This is a genomic window from Pectobacterium carotovorum, assembly GCF_900129615.1.
Lineage (GTDB): Bacteria > Pseudomonadota > Gammaproteobacteria > Enterobacterales > Enterobacteriaceae > Pectobacterium > Pectobacterium carotovorum.
The window spans coordinates 59,437-80,975 of sequence record NZ_FQWI01000011.1 but is presented as its reverse complement, the minus strand read 5'-3'; the positions used below and the strand labels follow the sequence as shown (position 1 = coordinate 80,975).

The following is a 21,539-nucleotide window of genomic DNA, read 5'->3' as shown; positions in this document are numbered from 1 at the left end:
ATGCCTAAAATAGTTTTTTTACCGCATCAGGATCTGTGCCCTGAAGGGGCGGTTTTGGAAGCGGAACGCGGTGAAAGCATTTTGGAAGTCGCCCTGCGTAACGGTATTGACGTTGAACACGCCTGCGAGAAATCCTGTGCCTGCACCACTTGCCACTGCATCGTGCGCGAAGGTTTTGATTCGTTGGTGGAAAGTACGGAAGAAGAAGACGACATGCTGGATAAGGCCTGGGGTCTGGAGCCGGAAAGCCGTCTGGGCTGTCAGGCGCGTATCGCCGGGGACGATCTGGTTGTCGAGATCCCGCGCTATACGATCAACCACGCACGCGAGCATTGATCTGAATAAGGAGAAACCGCGATGGGATTAAAATGGACAGACAGCCGGGCTATCGGTGAAGCGCTTTACGACCAGTTTCCCGATCTCGATCCGAAAACCGTACGTTTCACGGACATGCACCAGTGGATCTGCGAATTGGATGAATTTGACGATCGGCCGGACGCTTCCAATGAAAAAATTCTGGAAGCGATCCTGTTGGTCTGGTTAGATGAAGCAGAATAGAAAGATTACGGGGCTGCCTTTGGTGGCCCGTTTTATTCTCGTGCCAAAATTCGTAACATTTGCATGTCATGATGCACCGTTTATTTATCTGCAAACTGAGTATTTATAAGCGAGAGCGTTTATAAACACGCATTGATAAGCAGAATGTCTGCAAATATGAACATCACCTGCAAACATGAAAAGTGGCAGGAATACCTATTATCGGAGAAGCACTATGACGAACAATACCATGCTGATTTCACTCTCCACTCAACCTGCTGACGCGCGCTGGGGAGAAAAAGCGACGCTGAGTGTGAATGAGCAGGGTTTTACCATTCATGCAGGGGCGTCCCTGAATGGCAAAGCTGCACTAGCGGTGATCCAACGTGCTGCCCGTAAAATTGATGGGCAGGGGATTAAACACGTTAAGTTAGCGGGTGAAGGCTGGGATCTGGCAAACAGCTGGGCATTCTGGCAGGGATATCGCGGGCCGAAAGGGCAAAGAACGGTTGAATGGGCGGAACTGAACGACGCCGACAAGCAAGAGCTGAACGCTCGCCTGAAGATTGTGGACTGGGTGCGTGACACCATCAACCTGCCTGCTGAAGATTTGGGGCCAGAGCAACTGGCGACCCGCGCAGTCGACCTGCTGTGTGATGTAGCCTGTGATGCCGTCAGCTACCGCATCACCAAAGGTGAAGATCTGCGTGAACAGAATTATGCCGGTCTGCACACGGTGGGGCGCGGTTCTGAACGTCAGCCGGTGCTGCTGGCGCTGGACTATAACCCAACGGGCAACCCGGATGCGCCAGTGTTCGCCTGTCTGGTAGGTAAAGGTATTACGTTTGATACCGGCGGCTACAGCCTGAAACCCAGCAGCTCTATGGATTCCATGAAATCGGACATGGGTGGTGCGGCCACCCTGACGGGCGCACTGGCGCTGGCGGCGGCGCGTGGTTTGCAACAGCGTGTGAAGCTGTACCTGTGCTGCGCGGACAACATGGTGAGCGGCAATGCATTCCGACTGGGCGACATCATTCGCTACCGCAACGGTAAAACGGTTGAAGTCATGAACACCGACGCGGAAGGGCGTTTGGTGCTGGCGGATGGCCTGATCGATGCTTCCGAGCAGAATCCACAGTGGATCATCGACTGCGCAACGCTGACGGGCGCGGCAAAAACGGCACTGGGCAATGACTATCACGCGCTGTTCAGCTTCGATGATGAGCTGGTGGCAGCATTGCAGGAAAGTGCGAAAGAAGAAAACGAACCGTTCTGGCGTCTGCCGTTGGAAGAGTTCCATCGCAGCCATCTGCCGTCCAGCTTTGCGGATCTGAACAATATTGCCAGTGGTGCACACACTGCTGGTGCCAGTACGGCAGCGGCTTTCCTGTCGCACTTTGTGAAAAATTACCAGCAGGGCTGGCTGCACATTGACTGTTCCGCGACGTACCGTAAAGGCGCGGTAGATCAGTGGGCGACGGGCGCAACGGGGCTCGGCGTACGCACGCTGGCTAACCTCCTGCTGAGCAACGCCAAATAGTCGGTTCAGGTCTTAAAGCGTCGGTTTTTAACGTAATCATGTTGAGGGAAGTATGGAGTTTTCGCCACGTAATAAACTGGAAGAAGTGTTGATTCTGGCTGCAACGGAACCCGCGCATCGTCCTGAGTTTTTCAGTGAACTGATGGAAGCCACGGTGTTTGTGCTGGGCACTACCGATGACGGGGATGAATCCGGTGAGGTGGTGTTGCATGCGGGCAGTAATGTGAACATCCAACACTGGGAAAAAGACGATGGTTCATCCGCTATTCCTTTCTTCTCTTCTCTGGAAGCATTACAGAGCGTGATTACGGAAGAAGCGCCTTTTCTGGCGCTACCGACGCGTTCGCTGTTTGAAATGACGCAGGGCGTCACGCTGTTCCTCAATCCTAAGCTGCCGTACGGTAAAGAGTTTTTGCCACAGGAAATTGAACATATTCTGTCTGGTGAAGGTAACGGCTTTGTTCAGCAACGCGTTGTTGAAGAAGAAATGCAGGTCATACTGAGTCAGCCAGCCGAGATGCCCGCGCAGATGATTGATTCTCTAACGCAGCTGTTTACCAAACATCGCCATGTAAAACGGGCGTTTTTGGCACAGATTCAGGAGCCGGGTGAAGAGCAACCGCACCTGCTGATTGGTATTGATGCCGATCAGGATGAAGAAACCATCATCCGTGAAGCGGGCAGCGTCGCCAGCGATACATTGCCGGACGAGCGTCCTGTCGACCTGTGTCTGGTGAAAGAAGGTGAGTCGGGAATCAGCCACTACATGATTAAGCACACCACGCCGTTCTACGAGCGCAAGTGGGGGAGTTTCCTGAGGGAGTTTAAGGCCACTGGCAACGCCTGATACCGGGTGGCAATTTGATATAGGCAACGGCGGATTACGATTTTTCCGCTGTTGCCTGCAACAGCAGTAAATCAATCAGCATCACCAGATTCGATTCAAATGAGCTAATCTCACCGGCTTCTGCCGCATAGTGAACCGCATCATCGTAGAGCCGGAAGTGCAAATCGGCTAACTCGCCTAACGAATTCAACGACGCGCGGGTAAATGCGATCACCTTCATGCCAATGTTTTTGGCGATACGCGCCTTATCCAATACCTGTTCAGTTTCCCCACTGCGAGAGATGGCGATAAACACCTGATATTTCGGCGCGTTATTGAGAAAAATGCCTCGGCTATCTCCTAACCCAGAGGAGAAGGCATCTTTCCCCAGCACCTGCAGTTTCTTCGCCAAATATTCGGCAAACAGATGGGAAAACCCCGCGCCGTACAGGAAAAAGTGGCTTTCCTGCCGCAGGATAGCGCTGAAAGCGGCTCTATCCTGATGGCTAATGTAGGCAAATGTGCGCTGATAATTGTCGATAAAATGCTGGAAAGCATCAGGAAGCGAAGCGTCATTGGGCGTAACGACAGGCGAGGGGGCAAGACGCGGATTATCCGTGAGCAGCGTTTTGCAGTGATAAATGAATTCACTGTAGCCGCTAAAGCCGATTTTCTGGCATAGCCGCATGATCGTTGCCGTGGACACATAGGTTTTCTGCGCCAACTCCCGCACCGTGATTTTGCCTATCAGCGATGAATGGTCGGCGATAAAAGCCAGCACGCGGTATTCCGCGCGCGTCAGCGCCTGACCGTGCTGCATTAAGGATGCCAGCCGATTATCCACCCACTACTCCTGACCAACAGGCGGTAAAACACCGAGCGGGATTAATCACGCGCAATAGGGACATCATCGCGGCTACCCCAATCGCTCCACGAACCATCGTACAGCGTCACATTCGGGACATTTAACTGCGTCAGAGCCAGCACGACGACAGATGCCGTTACGCCGGAGCCGCAGCTGGCGACGATGGGACGAGTGAAATCCACGCCGTGTTTATGAAGAATGGTTGCCAATTCGGTATTGGGCTTTAACGCCCCATGACTCACTAAATCGGTCCACGGCACGTTCAGGCTGTTGGGAATATGGCCGCGATGCAGGCCGGGGCGCGGTTCATCCACTTCAGCATTAAAACGCGGAGCGGGGCGGGCATCGACAATCTGTTCTGATTTATCCCGACAGATGGAAAGCACTTCATCGCGTGAGCGAATGGCGTTTTCATCCAGCGTAGCGTGGAACGTCGTTGGCTTTGGTGTCACATCGCCCTGTTCCAGCGGTAGGTTCTGTGCTGTCCAGCCCGCCAGACCCCCGCTCAGGATTGAAAGGGATGTCGCGCCGAAGGTGTGCAGCATCCACCACGCACGCGGTGCGGAGAAGAGGTTGCCTTCATCGTAAATCACCAGATGCTGCTGGTTATCGATCCCCAACTCGCCCATTGCGCGTGCGAAGTCTTCGCGCGTTGGCATCATATGTGGCAGGTCGGTGCTGTGATCGGATAGCGTTTCAATATCAAAAAAAACCGCGCCAGGCAGATGACCGGCGCGGTATTCAGCGTGAATATCACGGGTGCTGTTGCCCGGAGGCAGCATGCGGGCGTCAATGAGCGTGATGCTGCTGTCATTCAGGTGGCTGGCAAGCCAGTCTGCGGAGACAAACCGCTCATGAGAAACGGGCAAATCAGAAGACGATGCTGACATAGATCCTCCACGTTGGGGCCGACGAATTCGACCCAGAATCTATCATTGATGTGCAATGATAGATTCATTGTCAGCGATTTTCCCTAATCCGACAAGTAGCGGATTATTGGGCGATACCGTCTCTATATGCTTGTTTTAATTGCGGCCAGTAATCCTGATTGGCTTCAATCATCTCGTCCAGAATGGCTTTGGCGTGCTGCATGGTTGGCACGGTACGGTTCAGGGTAAATGCCTGTAAGGCCTTCTCGTAGCTACCTTCCAGCGTGGCTTCAACCAGTAATTGCTCAGACGCTAACTGCTGTTCCAGCAAGGCGCGATGGAACTGCGGAACATTCCCCATCCGCACCGGCTCTGGCCCTTGGGCGGTGATATAAGCCGGGACTTCCACCATCGCATCGTAAGGCAGATTGGCGATAGCGCCTTGGTTTTCGACGATGACCAGATGGCGCTGGCGCAGATCGAACGCCAGCGAGCAGGCGACATCAACGATGAACGAGCCGTGCACGCCAACGTGGAACGCATCCGACAGAATACCGGTTTCCTTGTAGCTGGCCGCCGCCGCAAACAGCTTCTTCTCACGCCCGTCCATCACTTCATTGGCGCGCGTGTAGTCAGGATCCTGATGCTCGACGATCTGGTTCGGCATCAGGTAGTACTGCAAATACGGATTCGGCACGAATTCCGGGAAATGATCCATGATCGGTTTGATGTTGCGCCAGGTTTTCACCCATGACGGATCAGCGTGCTGCGGATCGGTATCGGCAGCATCGGCGGTCAACAGGCCGTAGCGGGCGATGTGCTCGCGCAGCTCTGGCATACGATCGACGCCATCGACCAGCACGCGGGTAAACCAGCCGAAGTGATTCAGCCCGAAATAGTCCACCGTGATGTCGTGACGATCGACACCGAGCACGGCCGCAATGTTACGCATCGCGGCAACCGGCATGTCGCAGATATTCAGCACGCGGGCGTTAGGACGCAGACGGCGCACGCCTTCGGCAACAATTGCGGCGGGGTTGGAGTAATTGACGATCCACGCTTCTTTATGCGCATAGCGCTCAACCAGATCGATCAACTCAGCCATCGGCAGAATGGTACGCAGGCCGTAGGCCAGCCCGCCGGGACCACAGGTTTCCTGCCCGACGACGCCGTGGCGTAATGGGATTTTTTCATCCTGCTCGCGCATTTTGTACTGGCCGACGCGCATCTGGGCAAAGACAAAGTGAGCGCCGGTAAATGCGGTTTCTGCGTCGGTTGTGACGGTAAAGACAATGCTGTCACTGTGGTCGCGAATCACCTTTTCCACCACCGGTGCGATGGTGTCCTGCCGCTGGCCGTCGATGTCATACAAACGAATCTCTGCCAGCGGGAAATCCGCAAGACGTACCATCAGACTTTTTACGATGCCTGGGGTATAGGTGCTGCCGCCACCGGCAATCGTCAGAATAAATGGGGGTTTCGTCATGGTCAGTCTCCTGTTAAAGCGCGTTTTCAACTGCTTCGCGTATCGTTTTGACGTGAAGTCCGTAAACCACCTGTACGTTGTTACCCTGTCGGATAACGGCTTTCGCACCGGTGTTCTTAAGCTGTTGTTCGTCTACCAAAGCGGGGTCGATGAGCGTGACCCGCAGGCGGGTGTAGCAGTTATCCACCACCTCGATATTGGGTTTACCACCCAGCCCGGCGATGATGGTGGCGCCAACAAGTTGGGCATCGCCTTTCACCGCGTCCTGCGTTTTTGCCGGATTCTCTGTCTTGGACTGATATTCGGTTTTGGAATAAAGCCGCGTCTCTTCCTCATCGGTTTCACGCCCTGGTGTTGGCATGTCGAAGTACAGAATCAGGAAGCGGAAGACGAAGAAGTAAATCACCGACATCGTCAGCCCAACCACGATGTACATCGGCCAGTTGGATTTCTCGATGCCCAGCGGCAGGTTATAAAGCAAGAAGTCGATGACGCCGTTGGCACCAATCGCATGCACGCCCATGATGGAGAACAGCATCATCCCTATGCCGGTCAGTACGGCGTGGACGGCAAACAGCATGGGCGCGACGAACAGGAAGGAAAACTCCAGCGGTTCGGTGACGCCCAGTAAGAAAGAGGTAAACGCGGCCGGAATCAGAATGGCTTTGGCGGCCAGCCGTTTTTCTGGCTTTGCTGTCACGTACATCGCCAGCGCAGCGGCCGTCAGACCAAACATTTTACTGATACCGCGCGCATCCCAGACCACGGTGGAACTCAGCTGTTTGACGTCCTGACAGGCCATTTCAGCAAAATAGATGTTGCGTGCGCCCTGATACAGCTTGCCGCACACCTCTGCGGTTCCGCCCAGTTCGGTGTACAGGAACGGGGTATAGACCAGATGATGCAGCCCGGTGGGGATCAGCACGCGTTCGAGAAATCCATATATCGCGATGCCAACAGGGCCCGCGCCTTTGATAGCGAAGGCCAGCCAGGTAATGCCGTGCTGAGCAAACGGCCACAGGGTGCTCATCGCAAAGCCCAGCGCAATCGCCAGCGGAATCACCAGAATGGCGACGAAGCAGTGGCCGGAATAGATCGCCATCACGCCGTTAAACTGTTTACTGGAATAGCGGTTATAAAGATAGCCTGCGAATCCACCGATCAGGATACCGGCGAAAACGCCCATTTCGAGCACCTGAACGCCCAGCACCATGCCTTGCCCGGCGGGACGCATTTCTGCGGCAGGCACGAGCTTGCCCTGCAATTGCAGCGTGATGTTCATGGCATTAATAAAGATGATAAACATCACCAGACCAATCAGCGCAGCATAGCCCTTATCGCGTTTCGCCAGTCCGATCGGGATCCCGACAGCGAACACCAGCGCCAAATTAGCCAGAATCGCCACGGCAGATTTTGAAACCAGTTGGCCAAAATCCTGAATCAAGGGGTGATTAAGTAAAGGGACATAGCCCGCTAAATTGCCGTTACCGAACACATTCCCAAATGCGATGAATAACCCGACAATCGGGAGTATCAGCACCGGCCCATACAGGGACTTGCCGAAATTTTGCAATGCATTGACCGCTCTTTTCATTATCAGCCCTCTTACTGGCCATTATGGTGGGTACAGCAGCAAGGCTAGCAGTGAATGACAAAGAGATTCCAGTTATCTTATTGTTTTAAAAACAAATAACCTATAACGTTACAAGTAACCTTCAGAACTGTGATCGCCGATGATTTGTTACATTCAGTACTGGGCGGTGGGAAACGAAAAAGTACGAGGCGTAATCGTTAATGAAGAGAAGGGGAGAGGTAATGTTTTTTTTAATAAAATGTTATCTCCTTGGTAGGCAACAAAGGCCGCTACCCTTATAATCTGCGCCACTTTCACTGGCCGGGTATACCCGTCATACTTCAAGCTGCATGTGCGTTGGCTTCTCTTACTCACCCCAGTCACTTACTGGTGTAAGCTCCCTGGGATGAAATGAGAGACATCCTGTCTCTCACCGAAGGCCAGCCGGTGGCTGGTCAAATTCGTTCCTGACGAATTTGTCCTGCGGTTGCCGCCTGCCTGCAACTCGAATTATTTAGGGTTGATACAATTCTTATAATCCGGCTGTAATCTGACAGTTTAGTTAATGAGGTCAATATGACGATAGAACGTACCTTCTCCATCGTAAAACCTAATGCGGTTGCTAAAAATGCCATCGGTGCGATTTACGCACGCTTTGAAAGCGCAGGTTTTACCATTGTTGCGGCTAAAATGCTGCGTCTGAGCCGTGAGCAAGCGGAAGGCTTTTACGCTGAGCATAAAGGCAAGCCGTTCTTTGATGGCCTGGTCGAATTCATGATGTCTGGCCCGATCATGGTGCAGGTGCTGGAAAGTGAAAACGCCGTCCAACGTAACCGTGACATCATGGGTGCTACTAACCCAGCAAACGCATTGGCGGGAACGCTGCGTGCTGATTACGCGGACAGCTTCACGGCGAACGCGGTACACGGTTCTGATTCTATCGAATCCGCTCAGCGTGAAATCGCTTATTTCTTCAGCGATGACGAAATCTGCGCGCGCGCGTAATGTTGCGTGTGATAAACAGGTTAGCGCGTGTGATGTTGCTTCTTTTTCGTTGCGTGAGTGTGCAGTGTCGAAGTAATGACACAGAAAAAAAGCGGTGATGGTAGCTTACCTGTTTTAAACTTTGTACAATGCTGCGCCCCGGATGAGCCTGCACTTATCCGGGGCGTTTCTTTGGTCATAACCATCGAATTCAACCTTCTTTTTAGCGCCATAACGTGTAATAACGAGGCCAGGATTGACAATGTCTAAGCAAATCGCGTCTGAAACCGTCGTGTCTGAAACGACGGCATCTAACACTACCGCATCTAAAACTACCGTATCCGAGCAAACCGTGTCCGAATTCTCTCCGGCGTCTGCTGATGCCTCTCAATCCGTCAAAGCCAGTGCGGAAAAAATCAACCTGTTGGATCTTAACCGCCAGCAAATGCGTGACCTCTTCATGTCGATGGGAGAGAAACCGTTCCGCGCCGATCAGGTCATGAAGTGGATTTATCACTACTGCTGTGATGACTTCAAACAGATGACGGATATTAACAAAGTCTTCCGCAGCAAATTGCAGGAGATCGCTGAAATTCGCGCCCCTGAAGTGGTGGACGAGCAGCGCTCTTCCGATGGCACCATCAAGTGGGCGATTCTGGTGGGCGGTCAACGGGTTGAAACGGTTTATATTCCAGAAGAAGATCGCGCCACGCTGTGTGTGTCGTCTCAGGTAGGCTGTGCGCTGGAGTGCAAATTCTGTTCAACAGCGCAGCAGGGCTTTAACCGTAACCTGCGCGTATCGGAAATCATCGGTCAGGTGTGGCGTGCGGCGAAGATTATCGGTGCGTTTAAAGTTACCGGCCAGCGTCCAATCACTAACGTCGTGATGATGGGTATGGGCGAACCGCTGCTGAACCTGACTAACGTGGTGCCAGCGATGGAAATCATGCTGGATGACTTCGGCTTTGGTTTATCCAAGCGCCGTGTGACGCTGTCCACGTCAGGCGTGGTGCCTGCGTTGGATAAACTGGGCGATATGATCGATGTTGCGCTGGCGATTTCTCTGCATGCGCCGACCGACGACATCCGCAACGAAATCATGCCGATCAACAAAAAGTACAATATCGAGACGTTCCTGAGCGCGGTACGTCGCTATCTGGAGAAATCCAATGCAAATCAGGGACGTGTTACCGTTGAGTATGTGATGTTGGATCATATCAATGACGGCACCGAACATGCGCATCAACTGGCTGAGTGTCTGAAAGATACGCCGTGCAAGATCAACCTGATTCCGTGGAACCCGTTCCCGGGCGCACCGTATGGCCGCAGCTCAAACAGCCGCGTTGACCGTTTCTCCAAGGTACTGATGGAGTATGGCTTCACGACGATCGTACGTAAAACCCGTGGGGATGACATTGATGCTGCCTGCGGTCAGTTGGCGGGTGAAGTCGTAGACAGAACCAAACGTACGCTGAAGAAGAAAATGGCCGGTGAACCTATCACGGTGAAAGCGGTCTGATAGCAAATGGTCGCGGGTTAACGTGGAAGCGCTAGCCCGACGTCATCCGCTGGGCTAATTTGCAGGGCAAAAGTAAGCAAATTGCGAGGCGCGCCGCGTTGTTGTCAGGTCCAACTGCCACCCTGTTCATATTCAGGTAACCTCGCTGGTCAGGATGTCTGGCAAAGACGACAAGGCGAGGGAACAGGGATGGCAAAGCCACTATCACAGAGATTTTCTTTAGTGCAGGGAATGTCTTTATCACAGGGAACGCATTGGCTGAGTGGCCTGTTCGCGGTGTTGTTGCTGGTGGGGTGTGTGAAATCGCCTCAAGAGACGACAAATCCAGCGGTCGCCCAAACCCGCTTGCAGTTGGGGTTGACCTATCTGGCGCACAATAATCTGGATTCGGCTCGGCAGAATCTTGAGAAGGCGGTAGCGATTGCTCCGCAGGATTATCGAACACAATTGGGGATGGCGCTTTACGAGCAGCGGATAGGTGAAAACCGTCTGGCTGAACAGCGTTATCAGCATGTGTTGAACATGGCGCCGGAAAATGGCAGCGTCATGAATAATTACGGTGCGTTTCTGTGTAGTTTAGGGCAGTATGTAGCGGCTCAGCGACAGTTTAGTGCGGCTGCACAACTTCCTGATTACAGTCAGGTTGCTGATGCGTTGGAAAATGCGGGATACTGCTTTTTCAATGCCGGACAGACTGAAGACGCGCGCAATTTATTAAGTCGGGCGCTGAAGTATGACCCGACGAAAGGCAGTGCCTTGCTGGCGGAAGCAAACAAACAGTTTGCTGCCGGGAAAAATGAGCAAGCGCGGCTGCTGCTTGATGTTTATCAGCATATTCTTCCGGCCAGTGCCGAAAGCTTATGGTTACAGATTCGTTTCGCCGCGTTAGCGGGCCATGATGGCGATAAAGAACGTTATGGCAACGTGCTGGCGCGAAGTTTTCCACAATCTAAACAGTACCAGCATTTCTTAGCTAATGAATACTGAAGCCACCCAAGATACAACAGAAGCAAAACTACCCGGCGAACGTCTGCGTGAGGCGCGTGAACGCCTTGGGCTAACTCAGCAAACTATTGCTGAGCGTTTGTGCCTTAAAATCACCACCGTTCGCGATATTGAAGACGGTACGACGCCTGCCGATTTAGCGCCGACTTTTCTGCGCGGCTATATCCGTTCTTATGCCAAGCTGGTTCATTTACCCGAAGATGAACTGCTTCCCTCTGTGGATAAGCAGGCCATACCTAAAACGATCTCAGTTTCGCCGATGCAGAGTTTTTCGCTGAAAAAAAGCCGCAAAAAGCGTGATGGATGGTTGATGACAATCACCTGGCTGGTTGTGCTGGTTGTTCTGGGGCTAACGGGCGCATGGTGGTGGCAAAACCATCAGGCTCAGCAGGCGGAAATCAACAGCATGGTCGATCACGCCAGCTCGATACAGGCACAAACGGAAGGGCAGTCCGTTCCGCTAATGGAGAACGGCACCGCGCAGGAAACGGCGACACCGGGTTCTGCTCCGGCTCCGGCTTCTACGCCAGTCGACCTTTCTGCCACTGGAACAGAGACACCTTCAACACCTTCTTCTGTTTCTACACCGTCTGCTGCACCGTCCAGCCAATCACCTTCACACGCGAACGCCGCACAGCCACAAACTGCGGGTAATGTTCTGTTGGGGGCTGGGGCTGTCGCACCCGCTGCGGGTACGGTAGCGGAAGCTAATCCCGTCTCTGCGGCTCATGCATTGGCGATGACCTTCACGGCCGATTGCTGGCTGGAAGTCACGGATGCCAGCGGTAAGAAACTGTTCAGCGGCATGCAGCGCAATGGCGGCACACTGAACCTTGATGGTCAGTCACCCTATAAACTCAAAATTGGTGCGCCTGCTGCGGTACAAATTCAATTTCAAGGCAAGCCAGTCGATTTAAGCCAATTCGTGCGCAGCAGTCAGGTTGCACGCCTGACGCTAACGGCCGAATAACGTGTTGTTTAAGTAAGACTGCAATGTTGGAGATGAAGTAATGCATAACGCTGCACCCATAACCCGTCGAAAATCAACACGGATTTACGTCGGCAAGGTGCCTGTTGGTGATGGCGCACCGATTGCGGTGCAATCTATGACCAACACCCGAACCACCGACGTTGAAGCTACCGTCAACCAAATCAGAGCACTGGAACGCGTTGGCGTCGATATCGTCCGCGTTTCTGTGCCAACAATGGACGCGGCCGAAGCCTTTAAGCTTATCAAACAGCAGGTGAATGTCCCGCTCGTCGCCGACATTCATTTTGACTACCGCATTGCGCTGAAAGTCGCAGAATACGGCGTCGACTGTCTGCGCATCAACCCCGGCAATATTGGTAATGAAGAGCGTATTCGCTCGGTTGTCGACTGTGCGCGTTACAATAATATCCCGATCCGCATTGGCGTTAACGGCGGTTCGCTGGAAAAAGATTTGCAGGAAAAATACGGTGAACCAACGCCGGAAGCGCTGCTGGAATCAGCGATGCGCCATGTCGATATTCTTGACCGCCTGAACTTCGATCAGTTTAAAGTCAGCGTCAAAGCTTCGGATGTTTTTCTCGCGGTGCAATCCTATCGTCTGCTGGCTGCGCGTATCGATCAGCCGTTGCACCTCGGCATCACCGAAGCGGGTGGTGCACGTAGCGGTGCGGTGAAATCTGCTATCGGCCTCGGTCTGCTGCTGTCTGAAGGTATTGGCGACACGCTGCGCATCTCGCTGGCGGCCGATCCGGTTGAAGAAGTGAAAGTTGGCTTCGATATCCTGAAGTCACTGCGCATTCGTGCGCGCGGAATCAACTTCATTGCTTGCCCGACCTGCTCTCGCCAGGAATTTGACGTGATCGGTACGGTGAACGCACTGGAACAACGGCTGGAAGATCTTATCACGCCGATGGATGTCTCGATTATTGGCTGCGTGGTGAATGGCCCCGGTGAAGCGCTGGTGTCGACCATTGGTGTCACGGGTGGACACAATAAGAGCGGCTTCTATGAAGACGGCGTGCGGCAGAGAGAGCGCTTCGATAACGAACAGATGATCGATCAGTTAGAAGCCAAGATCCGCGCGAAAGCCTCCATGATGGACGAAAATCAGCGTATTACCGTCAATCTGGTAGATAAGTAACTCTGACGGCGTGACGGTCTGCCGTCACCCGACTAATTCACGATTCCTGAACCCGATGGGGAGGCCCTGCATTGAAGATGCGACGACAATCCCTCTATAATCGGGTTTATTTTTTGAAAAACGCATAGAGAACTGACGTGGCAAAAAATATTCAAGCCATCCGTGGCATGAACGATTACCTGCCAGCCGAAACGGCATTGTGGCAGCGTATTGAAAACAGCCTGAAACAGGTGCTCAGCGGCTACGGCTATAATGAAATTCGTTTGCCGATTGTCGAGCAAACGCCGCTGTTTAAGCGCGCTATCGGTGAAGTGACCGATGTCGTCGAAAAAGAGATGTATACCTTTGACGATCGCAATGGCGATAGCCTGACTCTGCGCCCGGAAGGGACGGCAGGCTGTGTCCGCGCCGGTATTGAGCACGGTATTCTCTATAATCAGGAACAGCGGCTGTGGTATGTCGGCCCGATGTTCCGCTACGAGCGTCCGCAGAAAGGGCGCTATCGTCAGTTCCATCAGTTGGGCTGTGAAGTGTTTGGTCTGCAAGGGCCAGATATTGATGCCGAACTGATCCTGATGACGGCCCGCTGGTGGCGTGTGCTGGGCATCGCCGATCATGTCAAGCTGGAACTGAACTCGATTGGTTCATTAGACGCGCGTGCGCGCTATCGCGAAGCGCTGGTGGCGTTCCTCGAACAGCATAAAGATCAGCTGGATGAAGACTGCCTGCGTCGGATGTACACCAACCCGCTGCGCGTTCTGGATACAAAAAATCCGCAGATTCAGGTGTTGCTGAATGACGCGCCAGTGCTGACGGACTACCTGGATGACGAATCGCGTGCACACTTTGAAGCGCTGGGTGAACTTTTAACGCAGTCCGGTATCCCATATACCGTTAATCCACGTCTGGTTCGCGGTTTGGATTACTATAACCGCACCGTATTTGAGTGGGTGACGACCAGTCTGGGCGCGCAGGGCACGGTCTGTGCCGGTGGGCGTTATGATGGTATGGTGGAACAGCTTGGCGGGCACGCGACGCCAGCGGTTGGTTTTGCGATGGGTTTGGAGCGTTTGGTGCTGCTGGTGCAGTCTGTCAATCCAGATTTCAAAGCACAGCCGAATGTGGATGTTTATCTGATTTCTTCCGGTACAGGAACGCAGGTTGCGGCAATGCAGCTGGCGGAGAAATTACGTGACGCGCTGCCGCAGTTGAAACTGATGACCAACTACGGCGGTGGCAACTTTAAGAAACAATTCGCCCGTGCTGATAAATGGGGCGCACGCGTCGCATTGGTATTAGGCGAAAATGAAGTGGCGGCCGGTCAGGTTGTGGTTAAAAACCTGAGCAATGGCGAGCAGGATACATTGGCACAGGCCGACGTCGCATCGCGGCTGGCAACGTTACTGGATTGAGGAGAGAGACACCGTGGAAGTCTATACCACAGAGAATGAACAGGTTGATGCACTACGTCGTTTCCTCGCGGAGAACGGAAAGGCGTTAGTTGTCGGTGTTGTGTTAGGCGTTGGCGCACTGGTTGGCTGGCGTTTCTGGCAAAGCCACCAAAATGACAGCGTGATGGCGGCATCTTCATCTTATCAGCAGGTGACGGAGCAATTGGCCGAAGGCAAAGCCGACGCGATTACGGCAACCGAGAAATTTACGGCTGAGAATAAGAATACCTATGGCGCGCTGGCTTCTCTGGAACTGGCTCGTCATTACGTTGATCAGAAAGATTTTGCTAAAGCAGCACAGCAGCTGGTACAGGCGCAGTCTCAGACTAAAGATGCCGATCTGCTGGCCGTGGTGAATCTGCGTCTGGCGCGGGTTCAGCTACAGGAAAACAAAGCGGATGACGCGCTGAAAACGTTGGATGCCATCAAGCTGGAAGGCTGGGCGTCACAGGCTGCGGAAGTGCGTGGTGATATTCTGGTAAGCAAAGGGGATAATCAGGCTGCGCGTGATGCCTACAACAAAGGGTTGTCTTCCAATCCATCGCAGGCACAGCAAGCGTTACTGCGTATGAAACTGAATAACCTGTCCAGCTAAGAGGAATTCCATGCAATTGCGTAAAACACTTTTGGTAGGACTGGTTTCTGTTGCCCTGCTGAGCGGATGCTCGCTGTTTAACAGCGAAGAAGATGTTGTCACTATGTCTCCACTGCCGCAGGTGGAAAACCAGTTCACGCCAACCAAGGTGTGGAACAGCTCGGTTGGGAGTGGTATTGGCGAGTTTTATTCCAATCTTCACCCCGCATGGCAGGATAACCGCGTTTTTGCGGCTGATCGTCGCGGTACCGTAAAAGCGATGGATCTGAGTGACGGCAAAGAAATTTGGCGCGCGGATCTGTCAGAGAAGACCAATTTCTTCTCCCGCAATAATCCAGCGCTGCTGTCTGGCGGCGTAACGGTTTCTGGTAACCATGTCTATGTCGGCAGCGAAAGGGCGCAGGTCTATGCGCTGAATGCGGAAGATGGTGCGCCGGTATGGCAGACTAAAGTGGCTGGTGAAGCGTTGTCTCGCCCTGTCGTCAGCGACGGCGTGGTGCTGATTCACACCAGCAACGGCATGTTGCAGGCATTGAATGAAGCGGATGGCGCAATCAAGTGGAGCGTCAATCTGGATATGCCGACGCTGTCTCTGCGCGGCGAATCTGCCCCGACAACCGCATTTGGTGCGGCGATTGTGGGTGGTGATAACGGCCGTGTGAACGCCGTGATGATCAATCAGGGCCAGCTCATTTGGCAACAGCGTATTTCACAGCCGAGTGGCGCCACTGAAATCGATCGTCTGAACGACGTCGACACCACGCCAGTAGTAGCGGGCGAAGTGGTTTATGCGCTGGGTTATAATGGCAACATGACCGCGCTGGATCTGCGTTCTGGTCAGGTTCTGTGGAAGCGTGAACTGGGTTCAGTGCATGATTTCATCATTGACGGCGACCGCATCTATCTGGTCGATCAGGACGATCGCGTTGTTGCGTTGAACACCAACGGCGGCGTGAGCCTGTGGCGTCAAAGCGATCTGTTGCACCGTAACTTAACGGCTCCGGCGCTGTATAATGGTTATTTGGTTGTCGGCGATACCGAAGGGTATCTGCATTGGCTGAATACGGCGGATGGTCGCTTCGTGGCGCAGCAAAAAGTGGATAGCTCGGGCTTCCTGAGCAAACCTGTGGTTGCCAGCGACAAGCTGCTGATTCAGGCGAAAAACGGTGATGTCTACGCGTTCACTCGCTAAGTAACCGTATTGATTTGGAGCACGGCATTTTTGGGTGTGCTCGTATAACGGCTCCTGACACTATCAGGGGCCGTTTCGTCTTTTTATCGTCAGCGAGTATTTCGCTGTAACGTATTGAAATATAAGTAATGAGGTTGTAACAATGATACCTGTCGTCGCGCTGGTCGGGCGCCCGAATGTGGGGAAATCCACGCTATTTAACCGCTTAACGCGCACCCGTGATGCATTAGTGGCGGATTTCCCTGGGCTGACTCGTGACCGCAAGTATGGTCGTGCAGAAGTGGAAGGGCATGAATTTATTATCGTCGATACTGGTGGGATCGACGGTACAGAAGACGGCGTGGAAACGCGCATGGCGGGTCAATCGCTGGTCGCGATTGAAGAAGCGGATATCGTGCTGTTCATGGTGGATGCACGCGCGGGGCTGATGCCTGCGGATGAAGGCATTGCTAAACATTTGCGCAGCCGCGAAAAGACGACCGTGCTGGTCGCTAACAAAACCGATGGCCTTGACCCGGATATGGTCACGGCGGATTTCTACTCGCTCGGAATGGGCGAAGTGTACGCGATCGCGGCGTCTCATGGCCGTGGCGTAACATCGCTGCTGGAAACGGTTCTGCTGCCGTTTGTACAGGATGAAACAGAAGAGCCGGTCGAACTAACCGAAGAAGAAGAGAACGCGGCTTACTGGGCAGCGTTAGAAGCGGAAGAGCAGGCCAGCGAAGAAGAAGCAGAGGACGATTTTAATCCTGAAGATTTGCCGATCAAACTGGCGATTGTCGGGCGTCCGAATGTGGGTAAATCCACGCTGACTAACCGTATTTTGGGTGAAGAGCGCGTAGTGGTGTTCGACATGCCCGGTACGACGCGTGACAGTATCTACATCCCGATGGTGCGTGACGAACGTGAATACGTTCTGATTGATACCGCCGGGGTGCGTAAGCGCGGCAAAGTAACGGAAACGGTAGAAAAATTCTCTGTTATCAAGACATTGCAGGCGATTGAAGATGCCAACGTAGTGCTGCTGGTTATTGATGCGCGCGAAGGCATTTCCGATCAGGATCTCTCGCTGTTGGGCTTTATCCTCAATAGTGGGCGCTCACTGGTGATTGTGGTGAACAAGTGGGATGGCATGTCGCAGGAAGCGCGTGAGCAGGTGAAAGAAACGCTGGATATGCGCCTCGGCTTTATCGATTTTGCCCGCATTCACTTTATTTCTGCGCTACACGGTAGCGGCGTGGGTAACCTGTTTGAGTCGGTAACCGAAGCCTATTCGTGCGCGACTCGTCGCGTCAGTACGGCGATGTTGACCCGTATCATGCAAATGGCATCAGACGATCACCAGCCGCCGCTGGTGCGCGGTCGCCGCGTGAAGCTGAAATATGCGCACGCCGGTGGTTATAACCCGCCGATTGTGGTGATCCACGGGAATCAGGTGAAAGACCTGCCGGATTCCTACAAGCGCTACCTGATGAACTACTATCGTCGTTCGCTGGAAGTGATGGGTACGCCGATTCGTATTCAGTTTAAAGAAGGGGAAAACCCCTTTGCGGACAAGCGCAACACGCTGACGCCAAACCAGCTACGCAAGCGTAAGCGTTTGATGTCACACCTTAAAAAAAGTAAGTGATGTATTAACGGGGCGAATAGCGATATTCGCCCCGTTTTGTCAGAGAAGAAACCAATAATAACCAAGGAAAGCCATGTCCTGGGAAACCTGGAGTTTTGCGTTCAACGTCACGATGCCCAATTTGCTGATGTTGTTTATGGGCGTTGCGTTGCGCAAGCTCAATCTGCTTAATGATGCATTTTGTGATACGGCAATGCGGGTCGTATTCAACGTTTCTCTTCCCTGTCTGCTGTTTTTTAGTGTTGCAGGTAATCAGCAATCTTTTGCAAGCCAGTGGCCGCTGGTGGTTTATGGCACAGTCGGAACATTGGCAACGTTTCTGCTTTTGGAGATTGCGGCGACGAGGCTAGTCAAGGATCCGAAGGAGCGTGGCATCTTCGTACAAGGCGGGTTCCGGTCGAATACTGGCGTGATGGGGCTGGCTTTTGCGATGAGTGCCTATGGCGATGAAGGCATTGCTGTTGGCTCATTATATCTGATGGTGACGGTCATTATGTTTAACGCGCTGTCTGTCATTACCTTGACGCGCAGCTTGCAGCGGCAATCGCCCGAACAGAAGATCCCAGTAAGCCAACTGTTGCGGGGGATTGTGACAAACCCGCTGATTATTGGCCTGCTTCTTGGTGCGGCCTATGGGCAAAGCCAACTGCCGATGCCGAACGTTATTAAGCAAACCGGTGGCTTTATTTCCTCAATGGCACTGCCGCTGGCGTTACTCTGTGCTGGAGCCAGCCTGGAGTGGCGCAGCATGTTCCGCTCGTCCAATGTGGCTGTGCTTTCTTCTGTGGCGAAAATATTCGTTGTACCGGGGTTGCTCACGCTGGGTGGATGGCTTGTTGGTTTCCGCGGCGTTGAGCTGGGAATTATTTTTCTATTTTCCTCAACGCCCACCGCAGCTGGCAGCTATGCAATGACGAGAGCCATGGGGGGAAACGCCACGCTGGCCGCCAATATTATCGGGCTGACTACGGTGGGGGCATTCTTTATGATCGCGCTGGGGCTCTATGGTTTACGTTCACTGGGCGTGATTTAGCGCTGTTGGCTCCTGTTGCAGTAAGTGACAGAGTCTTACGTCTTGCCTTTTGGCTGACAGAACAAGAATTTGCTAGCGTACTCTTGGACAGTCTTTTGCCAGAGGTGCAGTGATGAAAACAAATCATTCTGAACGGGGCGTATATTGCCAGCGGATTGCCCCGCAGACCCAGCATCAGGGCAAGCAAGGATTGGTTTACTCGGTTGGAATTTCACGCGAGACGGTGGGTGCCCAACATCTTCATATGCAGTTGGCCTGGATTCCGCCGCGTTCGCAAGGAAAGGCGCATAAGCACGAACATCATGAAACAGCAATTTACGCGCTAAGCGGTATTTCCTGTGTGTATTACGGGGAACAGCTTGAAAACATGATTGAATTACCCGAAGGCAATTTCCTCTATATCCCTGAGAACGTCCCGCATTTGCCCTATAATCCCAGTGATGAGGTTGCCGTGTTGGTGATTTCCCGCACTGACGCCAACGAGCAGGAAAGTGTGGTTATGCTGCCGGAATTGGACAGAAATGTGTTGTCTGAACGTGGTGAAACGAGAGGATAAATATGGAAGCAAATTGCCTGAACTGTGGTCATCCTCTGGCCTGGAAAAGCGGTGCGCGGTTTCAGTGTACTGCCTGCCAGCAGGATTATCTGCGTGAGGCTGCGTGCCCTGAATGTAAGCACTTGCTTCAGGAATTGAAAGCCTGTGGTGCGGTGGATTACTTCTGTCAGCAGCACGGGATGATTTCCAAACGGCAAGTCGTGTTCAGCTACGCGCCTGCCGATTAAATTCGTTATGAGTCCTGTACGCCGTTGCGCCATAGCTCGGTCAGCTCCGGTGGCGCGCGGTCTTCGGGGATCAGCAGGATGACATCGGTATAGTGATTCTGCTGCGGTTGGCAGTAGCTGATGTGGATGCGGTAATAGAACTGGTCGCCGCGCCCGGGGCCGTCTGGTTGGCCGGGTTCGCGAGCCTGAGGAAAGGCATTGCGGATCGCGTTACAAATCCGCTCCCGTTCGGATGGCGGTACGCTGGCGAGCGCGAAGCGTCGCGGCCCCGCCAGCTTAGGGATAAAGGCAAATCCCCCTTCACGCGCTAGCTCAATGATGGCATCGTCGTTGAGCGCCGGCAGCGTCTTCATAGGAACTCCTGCCGAACCTCCACGCCCACGGTTTCCCACGACTGCATGACGATGTCAGCAACAGTGTGGTTAAAACGCTTAGCGGCATGTTGAATGGTATGGCGCGCGAAGATTTCGAAATCCGCATTTTGCGGCAGCGTTTTATCACACAGTGTGTCGTACCAGATGCGACCCGCTTTTTCCCATGAATGGCCGCTCAGCGCAATGGCCGCCAAATAGAATGCCCGGTTGGGGATGCCTGAATTCAAGTGTACGCCGCCGTTGTCTTCACGCGTGTTCACATACTCGTTCATGTGAGAGGGCTGGGGGTCGATACCGAGCAGTTCATCATCATACGCTGTGCCAGGATGGGACATCGACCGCAGCCCCATGCCGTGAATACCGTCAGCCAGAAGCTCGGCACCGATAAGCCAATCGGCCTGCTCAGCGGTTTGCCCCAAATGATACTGCTTGACCATGGAGCCAAAGACATCGGACAGCGATTCATTGAGCGCACCGGACTGGCGGAAATAGATCAGTCCCGCTTCGTTTTCGGTGATGCCGTGAGTGAGTTCATGTGCGACCACATCAAGCGCAATCGTGAAGCGATTAAAGATTTTGCCGTCGCCATCTCCGAACACCATCTGCTGCCCGTTCCAGAAGGCATTTTGGTAATCCTGACCGTAATGGACTGTGCCAGCCAGCGGCAGCCCTTCGGCGTCCAGTGAGTTACGTTGAAAAATCTTCCAGAAGAAGTCGTAAGTGACGCCCAGATAGTTATAGGCCTCATCGACGGCGATATCACCGTTGCTGGGTTGACCTTCAGCGCGTACCAGCTTTCCGGGCAATTGTTGTTGCTGTTCGGCATCATGAATGCTGCGATTTGCCTGCCCGGCGGGTAATTTCTCATGAGGTTCCGGGCGCGGATTGTGGCTGACCATTAATGACTGAACGTGCATCAGCGTCTGTTGCGCGCAGTGGCGCTGCTCGTCTGTGCCGTTTGCGATAATACGATGCAAAATGTAAGGGGGGATCACACTACAAATCGGTCTGGACTTCATACCTCATCTCCTTGAAAACGCTCATCAGGGGTAACACAGACGATCAACAAAGCTCACTGTCTTTATCCACTTCATTTCACCACGTGGAGGCTGGTAACCCATGCAGTGAAAACGGTGAATATA

Annotated in this window: 22 protein-coding genes; 16 read left to right on the top strand and 6 right to left on the bottom strand. The window is 53.3% G+C overall.

The genetic code is table 11. The features are described from left to right. The 4 genes from fdx (at window position 1) to sseB (ending at window position 2,927) form a co-directional block, all read left to right on the top strand. Window positions 1–336 (top strand): ISC system 2Fe-2S type ferredoxin, encoded by a 336-nt coding sequence (gene fdx, locus BUB06_RS18900; RefSeq protein ID WP_039475101.1) that lies wholly within the window; start codon window positions 1–3, stop codon window positions 334–336. 21 nt (window positions 337–357) lie between these two features. After that, on the top strand, window positions 358–558 hold the full coding sequence (iscX, locus tag BUB06_RS18895) for a Fe-S cluster assembly protein IscX (RefSeq protein ID WP_010280073.1): 201 nt from the start codon (window positions 358–360) through the stop codon (window positions 556–558). 214 nt (window positions 559–772) lie between these two features. Continuing rightward, complete coding sequence (gene pepB / locus BUB06_RS18890; protein ID WP_039475097.1) at window positions 773–2,080, top strand: aminopeptidase PepB; 1,308 nt, start codon at window positions 773–775, stop codon at window positions 2,078–2,080. A 52-nt stretch (window positions 2,081–2,132) separates the two neighbouring features. Next, the gene (gene sseB, locus BUB06_RS18885) at window positions 2,133–2,927 is read left to right on the top strand and encodes an enhanced serine sensitivity protein SseB (RefSeq protein ID WP_039475096.1); all 795 of its coding nucleotides are present in this window, start codon (window positions 2,133–2,135) and stop codon (window positions 2,925–2,927) included. 34 nt (window positions 2,928–2,961) lie between these two features. Here sseB and BUB06_RS18880 read toward each other — a convergent pair whose 3' ends face one another. The 4 genes from BUB06_RS18880 to BUB06_RS18865 form a co-directional block, all read right to left on the bottom strand. Continuing rightward, window positions 2,962–3,750, bottom strand: coding sequence for a MurR/RpiR family transcriptional regulator (locus BUB06_RS18880; protein WP_039475094.1), 789 nt, complete (start codon window positions 3,748–3,750; stop codon window positions 2,962–2,964). A 41-nt stretch (window positions 3,751–3,791) separates the two neighbouring features. Further along, entirely contained in the window at window positions 3,792–4,661 is an 870-nt protein-coding gene (gene sseA / locus BUB06_RS18875; RefSeq protein ID WP_039475089.1) for a 3-mercaptopyruvate sulfurtransferase, read from the bottom strand. A 103-nt stretch (window positions 4,662–4,764) separates the two neighbouring features. Then, entirely contained in the window at window positions 4,765–6,126 is a 1,362-nt protein-coding gene (locus BUB06_RS18870) for a 6-phospho-alpha-glucosidase (RefSeq protein ID WP_039475086.1), read from the bottom strand. A gap of 13 nt (window positions 6,127–6,139) precedes the next feature. Beyond that, on the bottom strand, window positions 6,140–7,720 hold the full coding sequence (locus BUB06_RS18865; protein WP_039475083.1) for a PTS transporter subunit EIIC: 1,581 nt from the start codon (window positions 7,718–7,720) through the stop codon (window positions 6,140–6,142). A gap of 555 nt (window positions 7,721–8,275) precedes the next feature. On the opposite strand from BUB06_RS18865, the gene ndk reads away from it, so the two are divergent. The 12 genes from ndk to BUB06_RS18805 all read left to right on the top strand — a co-directional run bounded on the left by ndk (window position 8,276) and on the right by BUB06_RS18805 (window position 20,023). Continuing rightward, window positions 8,276–8,704, top strand: a complete 429-nt coding sequence (gene ndk, locus BUB06_RS18860; protein WP_010280064.1) for a nucleoside-diphosphate kinase — start codon at window positions 8,276–8,278, stop codon at window positions 8,702–8,704. A 241-nt stretch (window positions 8,705–8,945) separates the two neighbouring features. Continuing rightward, window positions 8,946–10,202, top strand: a complete 1,257-nt coding sequence (gene rlmN / locus BUB06_RS18855) for a dual-specificity RNA methyltransferase RlmN (RefSeq protein WP_080726802.1) — start codon at window positions 8,946–8,948, stop codon at window positions 10,200–10,202. Window positions 10,203–10,433: 231 nt separating this feature from the next. Next, window positions 10,434–11,189: a type IV pilus biogenesis/stability protein PilW gene (gene pilW, locus BUB06_RS18850; RefSeq protein ID WP_039475081.1), complete on the top strand. Its 756-nt coding sequence runs from the start codon at window positions 10,434–10,436 to the stop codon at window positions 11,187–11,189. Beyond that, window positions 11,179–12,177: a cytoskeleton protein RodZ gene (rodZ, locus tag BUB06_RS18845; protein ID WP_039475078.1), complete on the top strand. Its 999-nt coding sequence runs from the start codon at window positions 11,179–11,181 to the stop codon at window positions 12,175–12,177. The genes pilW and rodZ overlap by 11 nt, the downstream gene beginning before the upstream one ends. A gap of 40 nt (window positions 12,178–12,217) precedes the next feature. Next, window positions 12,218–13,339, top strand: a complete 1,122-nt coding sequence (gene ispG, locus BUB06_RS18840) for a flavodoxin-dependent (E)-4-hydroxy-3-methylbut-2-enyl-diphosphate synthase (protein WP_039274788.1) — start codon at window positions 12,218–12,220, stop codon at window positions 13,337–13,339. A gap of 137 nt (window positions 13,340–13,476) precedes the next feature. After that, complete coding sequence (hisS, locus tag BUB06_RS18835) at window positions 13,477–14,751, top strand: histidine--tRNA ligase (protein ID WP_010302831.1); 1,275 nt, start codon at window positions 13,477–13,479, stop codon at window positions 14,749–14,751. Window positions 14,752–14,764: 13 nt separating this feature from the next. Further along, window positions 14,765–15,385, top strand: a complete 621-nt coding sequence (locus BUB06_RS18830; RefSeq protein WP_010280046.1) for a YfgM family protein — start codon at window positions 14,765–14,767, stop codon at window positions 15,383–15,385. A 10-nt stretch (window positions 15,386–15,395) separates the two neighbouring features. Next, on the top strand, window positions 15,396–16,577 hold the full coding sequence (gene bamB, locus BUB06_RS18825; RefSeq protein ID WP_039475073.1) for an outer membrane protein assembly factor BamB: 1,182 nt from the start codon (window positions 15,396–15,398) through the stop codon (window positions 16,575–16,577). A 142-nt stretch (window positions 16,578–16,719) separates the two neighbouring features. Beyond that, window positions 16,720–18,207, top strand: a complete 1,488-nt coding sequence (gene der, locus BUB06_RS18820; protein ID WP_010302818.1) for a ribosome biogenesis GTPase Der — start codon at window positions 16,720–16,722, stop codon at window positions 18,205–18,207. 73 nt (window positions 18,208–18,280) lie between these two features. After that, window positions 18,281–19,240: an AEC family transporter gene (locus tag BUB06_RS18815; RefSeq protein ID WP_010302814.1), complete on the top strand. Its 960-nt coding sequence runs from the start codon at window positions 18,281–18,283 to the stop codon at window positions 19,238–19,240. A 112-nt stretch (window positions 19,241–19,352) separates the two neighbouring features. Beyond that, window positions 19,353–19,796, top strand: coding sequence for a cupin domain-containing protein (locus BUB06_RS18810; RefSeq protein ID WP_010302811.1), 444 nt, complete (start codon window positions 19,353–19,355; stop codon window positions 19,794–19,796). Between the two features lie 2 nt (window positions 19,797–19,798). Continuing rightward, on the top strand, window positions 19,799–20,023 hold the full coding sequence (locus BUB06_RS18805; RefSeq protein WP_010302808.1) for a zinc ribbon domain-containing protein: 225 nt from the start codon (window positions 19,799–19,801) through the stop codon (window positions 20,021–20,023). A gap of 5 nt (window positions 20,024–20,028) precedes the next feature. On the opposite strand, the gene BUB06_RS18800 is transcribed toward BUB06_RS18805, so the two are convergent. Beyond that, complete coding sequence (locus BUB06_RS18800) at window positions 20,029–20,376, bottom strand: protealysin inhibitor emfourin (RefSeq protein ID WP_039475069.1); 348 nt, start codon at window positions 20,374–20,376, stop codon at window positions 20,029–20,031. Then, a complete protein-coding gene (locus BUB06_RS18795; protein WP_039475067.1) occupies window positions 20,373–21,416 on the bottom strand; it encodes a M4 family metallopeptidase in 1,044 nt (347 codons plus the stop codon). The genes BUB06_RS18800 and BUB06_RS18795 overlap by 4 nt, the downstream gene beginning before the upstream one ends. Window positions 21,417–21,539 lie beyond the last annotated feature (123 nt).

Excerpts from the sequence above, each read along its gene's own strand:
- fdx (WP_039475101.1), top strand. The coding sequence starts at position 1 with ATGCCTAAAATAGTTTTTTTACCGCATCAGGATCTGTGCCCTGAAGGG.
- iscX (WP_010280073.1), top strand. The coding sequence starts at position 358 with ATGGGATTAAAATGGACAGACAGCCGGGCTATCGGTGAAGCGCTTTAC.
- pepB (WP_039475097.1), top strand. The coding sequence starts at position 773 with ATGACGAACAATACCATGCTGATTTCACTCTCCACTCAACCTGCTGAC.
- sseB (WP_039475096.1), top strand. The coding sequence starts at position 2,133 with ATGGAGTTTTCGCCACGTAATAAACTGGAAGAAGTGTTGATTCTGGCT.
- sseA (WP_039475089.1), bottom strand. The coding sequence starts at position 4,661 with ATGTCAGCATCGTCTTCTGATTTGCCCGTTTCTCATGAGCGGTTTGTC.
- BUB06_RS18870 (WP_039475086.1), bottom strand. The coding sequence starts at position 6,126 with ATGACGAAACCCCCATTTATTCTGACGATTGCCGGTGGCGGCAGCACC.
- BUB06_RS18865 (WP_039475083.1), bottom strand. The coding sequence starts at position 7,720 with ATGAAAAGAGCGGTCAATGCATTGCAAAATTTCGGCAAGTCCCTGTAT.
- ndk (WP_010280064.1), top strand. The coding sequence starts at position 8,276 with ATGACGATAGAACGTACCTTCTCCATCGTAAAACCTAATGCGGTTGCT.
- rlmN (WP_080726802.1), top strand. The coding sequence starts at position 8,946 with ATGTCTAAGCAAATCGCGTCTGAAACCGTCGTGTCTGAAACGACGGCA.
- pilW (WP_039475081.1), top strand. The coding sequence starts at position 10,434 with ATGTCTTTATCACAGGGAACGCATTGGCTGAGTGGCCTGTTCGCGGTG.
- rodZ (WP_039475078.1), top strand. The coding sequence starts at position 11,179 with ATGAATACTGAAGCCACCCAAGATACAACAGAAGCAAAACTACCCGGC.
- ispG (WP_039274788.1), top strand. The coding sequence starts at position 12,218 with ATGCATAACGCTGCACCCATAACCCGTCGAAAATCAACACGGATTTAC.
- bamB (WP_039475073.1), top strand. The coding sequence starts at position 15,396 with ATGCAATTGCGTAAAACACTTTTGGTAGGACTGGTTTCTGTTGCCCTG.
- der (WP_010302818.1), top strand. The coding sequence starts at position 16,720 with ATGATACCTGTCGTCGCGCTGGTCGGGCGCCCGAATGTGGGGAAATCC.
- BUB06_RS18815 (WP_010302814.1), top strand. The coding sequence starts at position 18,281 with ATGTCCTGGGAAACCTGGAGTTTTGCGTTCAACGTCACGATGCCCAAT.
- BUB06_RS18810 (WP_010302811.1), top strand. The coding sequence starts at position 19,353 with ATGAAAACAAATCATTCTGAACGGGGCGTATATTGCCAGCGGATTGCC.
- BUB06_RS18805 (WP_010302808.1), top strand. The coding sequence starts at position 19,799 with ATGGAAGCAAATTGCCTGAACTGTGGTCATCCTCTGGCCTGGAAAAGC.
- BUB06_RS18800 (WP_039475069.1), bottom strand. The coding sequence starts at position 20,376 with ATGAAGACGCTGCCGGCGCTCAACGACGATGCCATCATTGAGCTAGCG.
- BUB06_RS18795 (WP_039475067.1), bottom strand. The coding sequence starts at position 21,416 with ATGAAGTCCAGACCGATTTGTAGTGTGATCCCCCCTTACATTTTGCAT.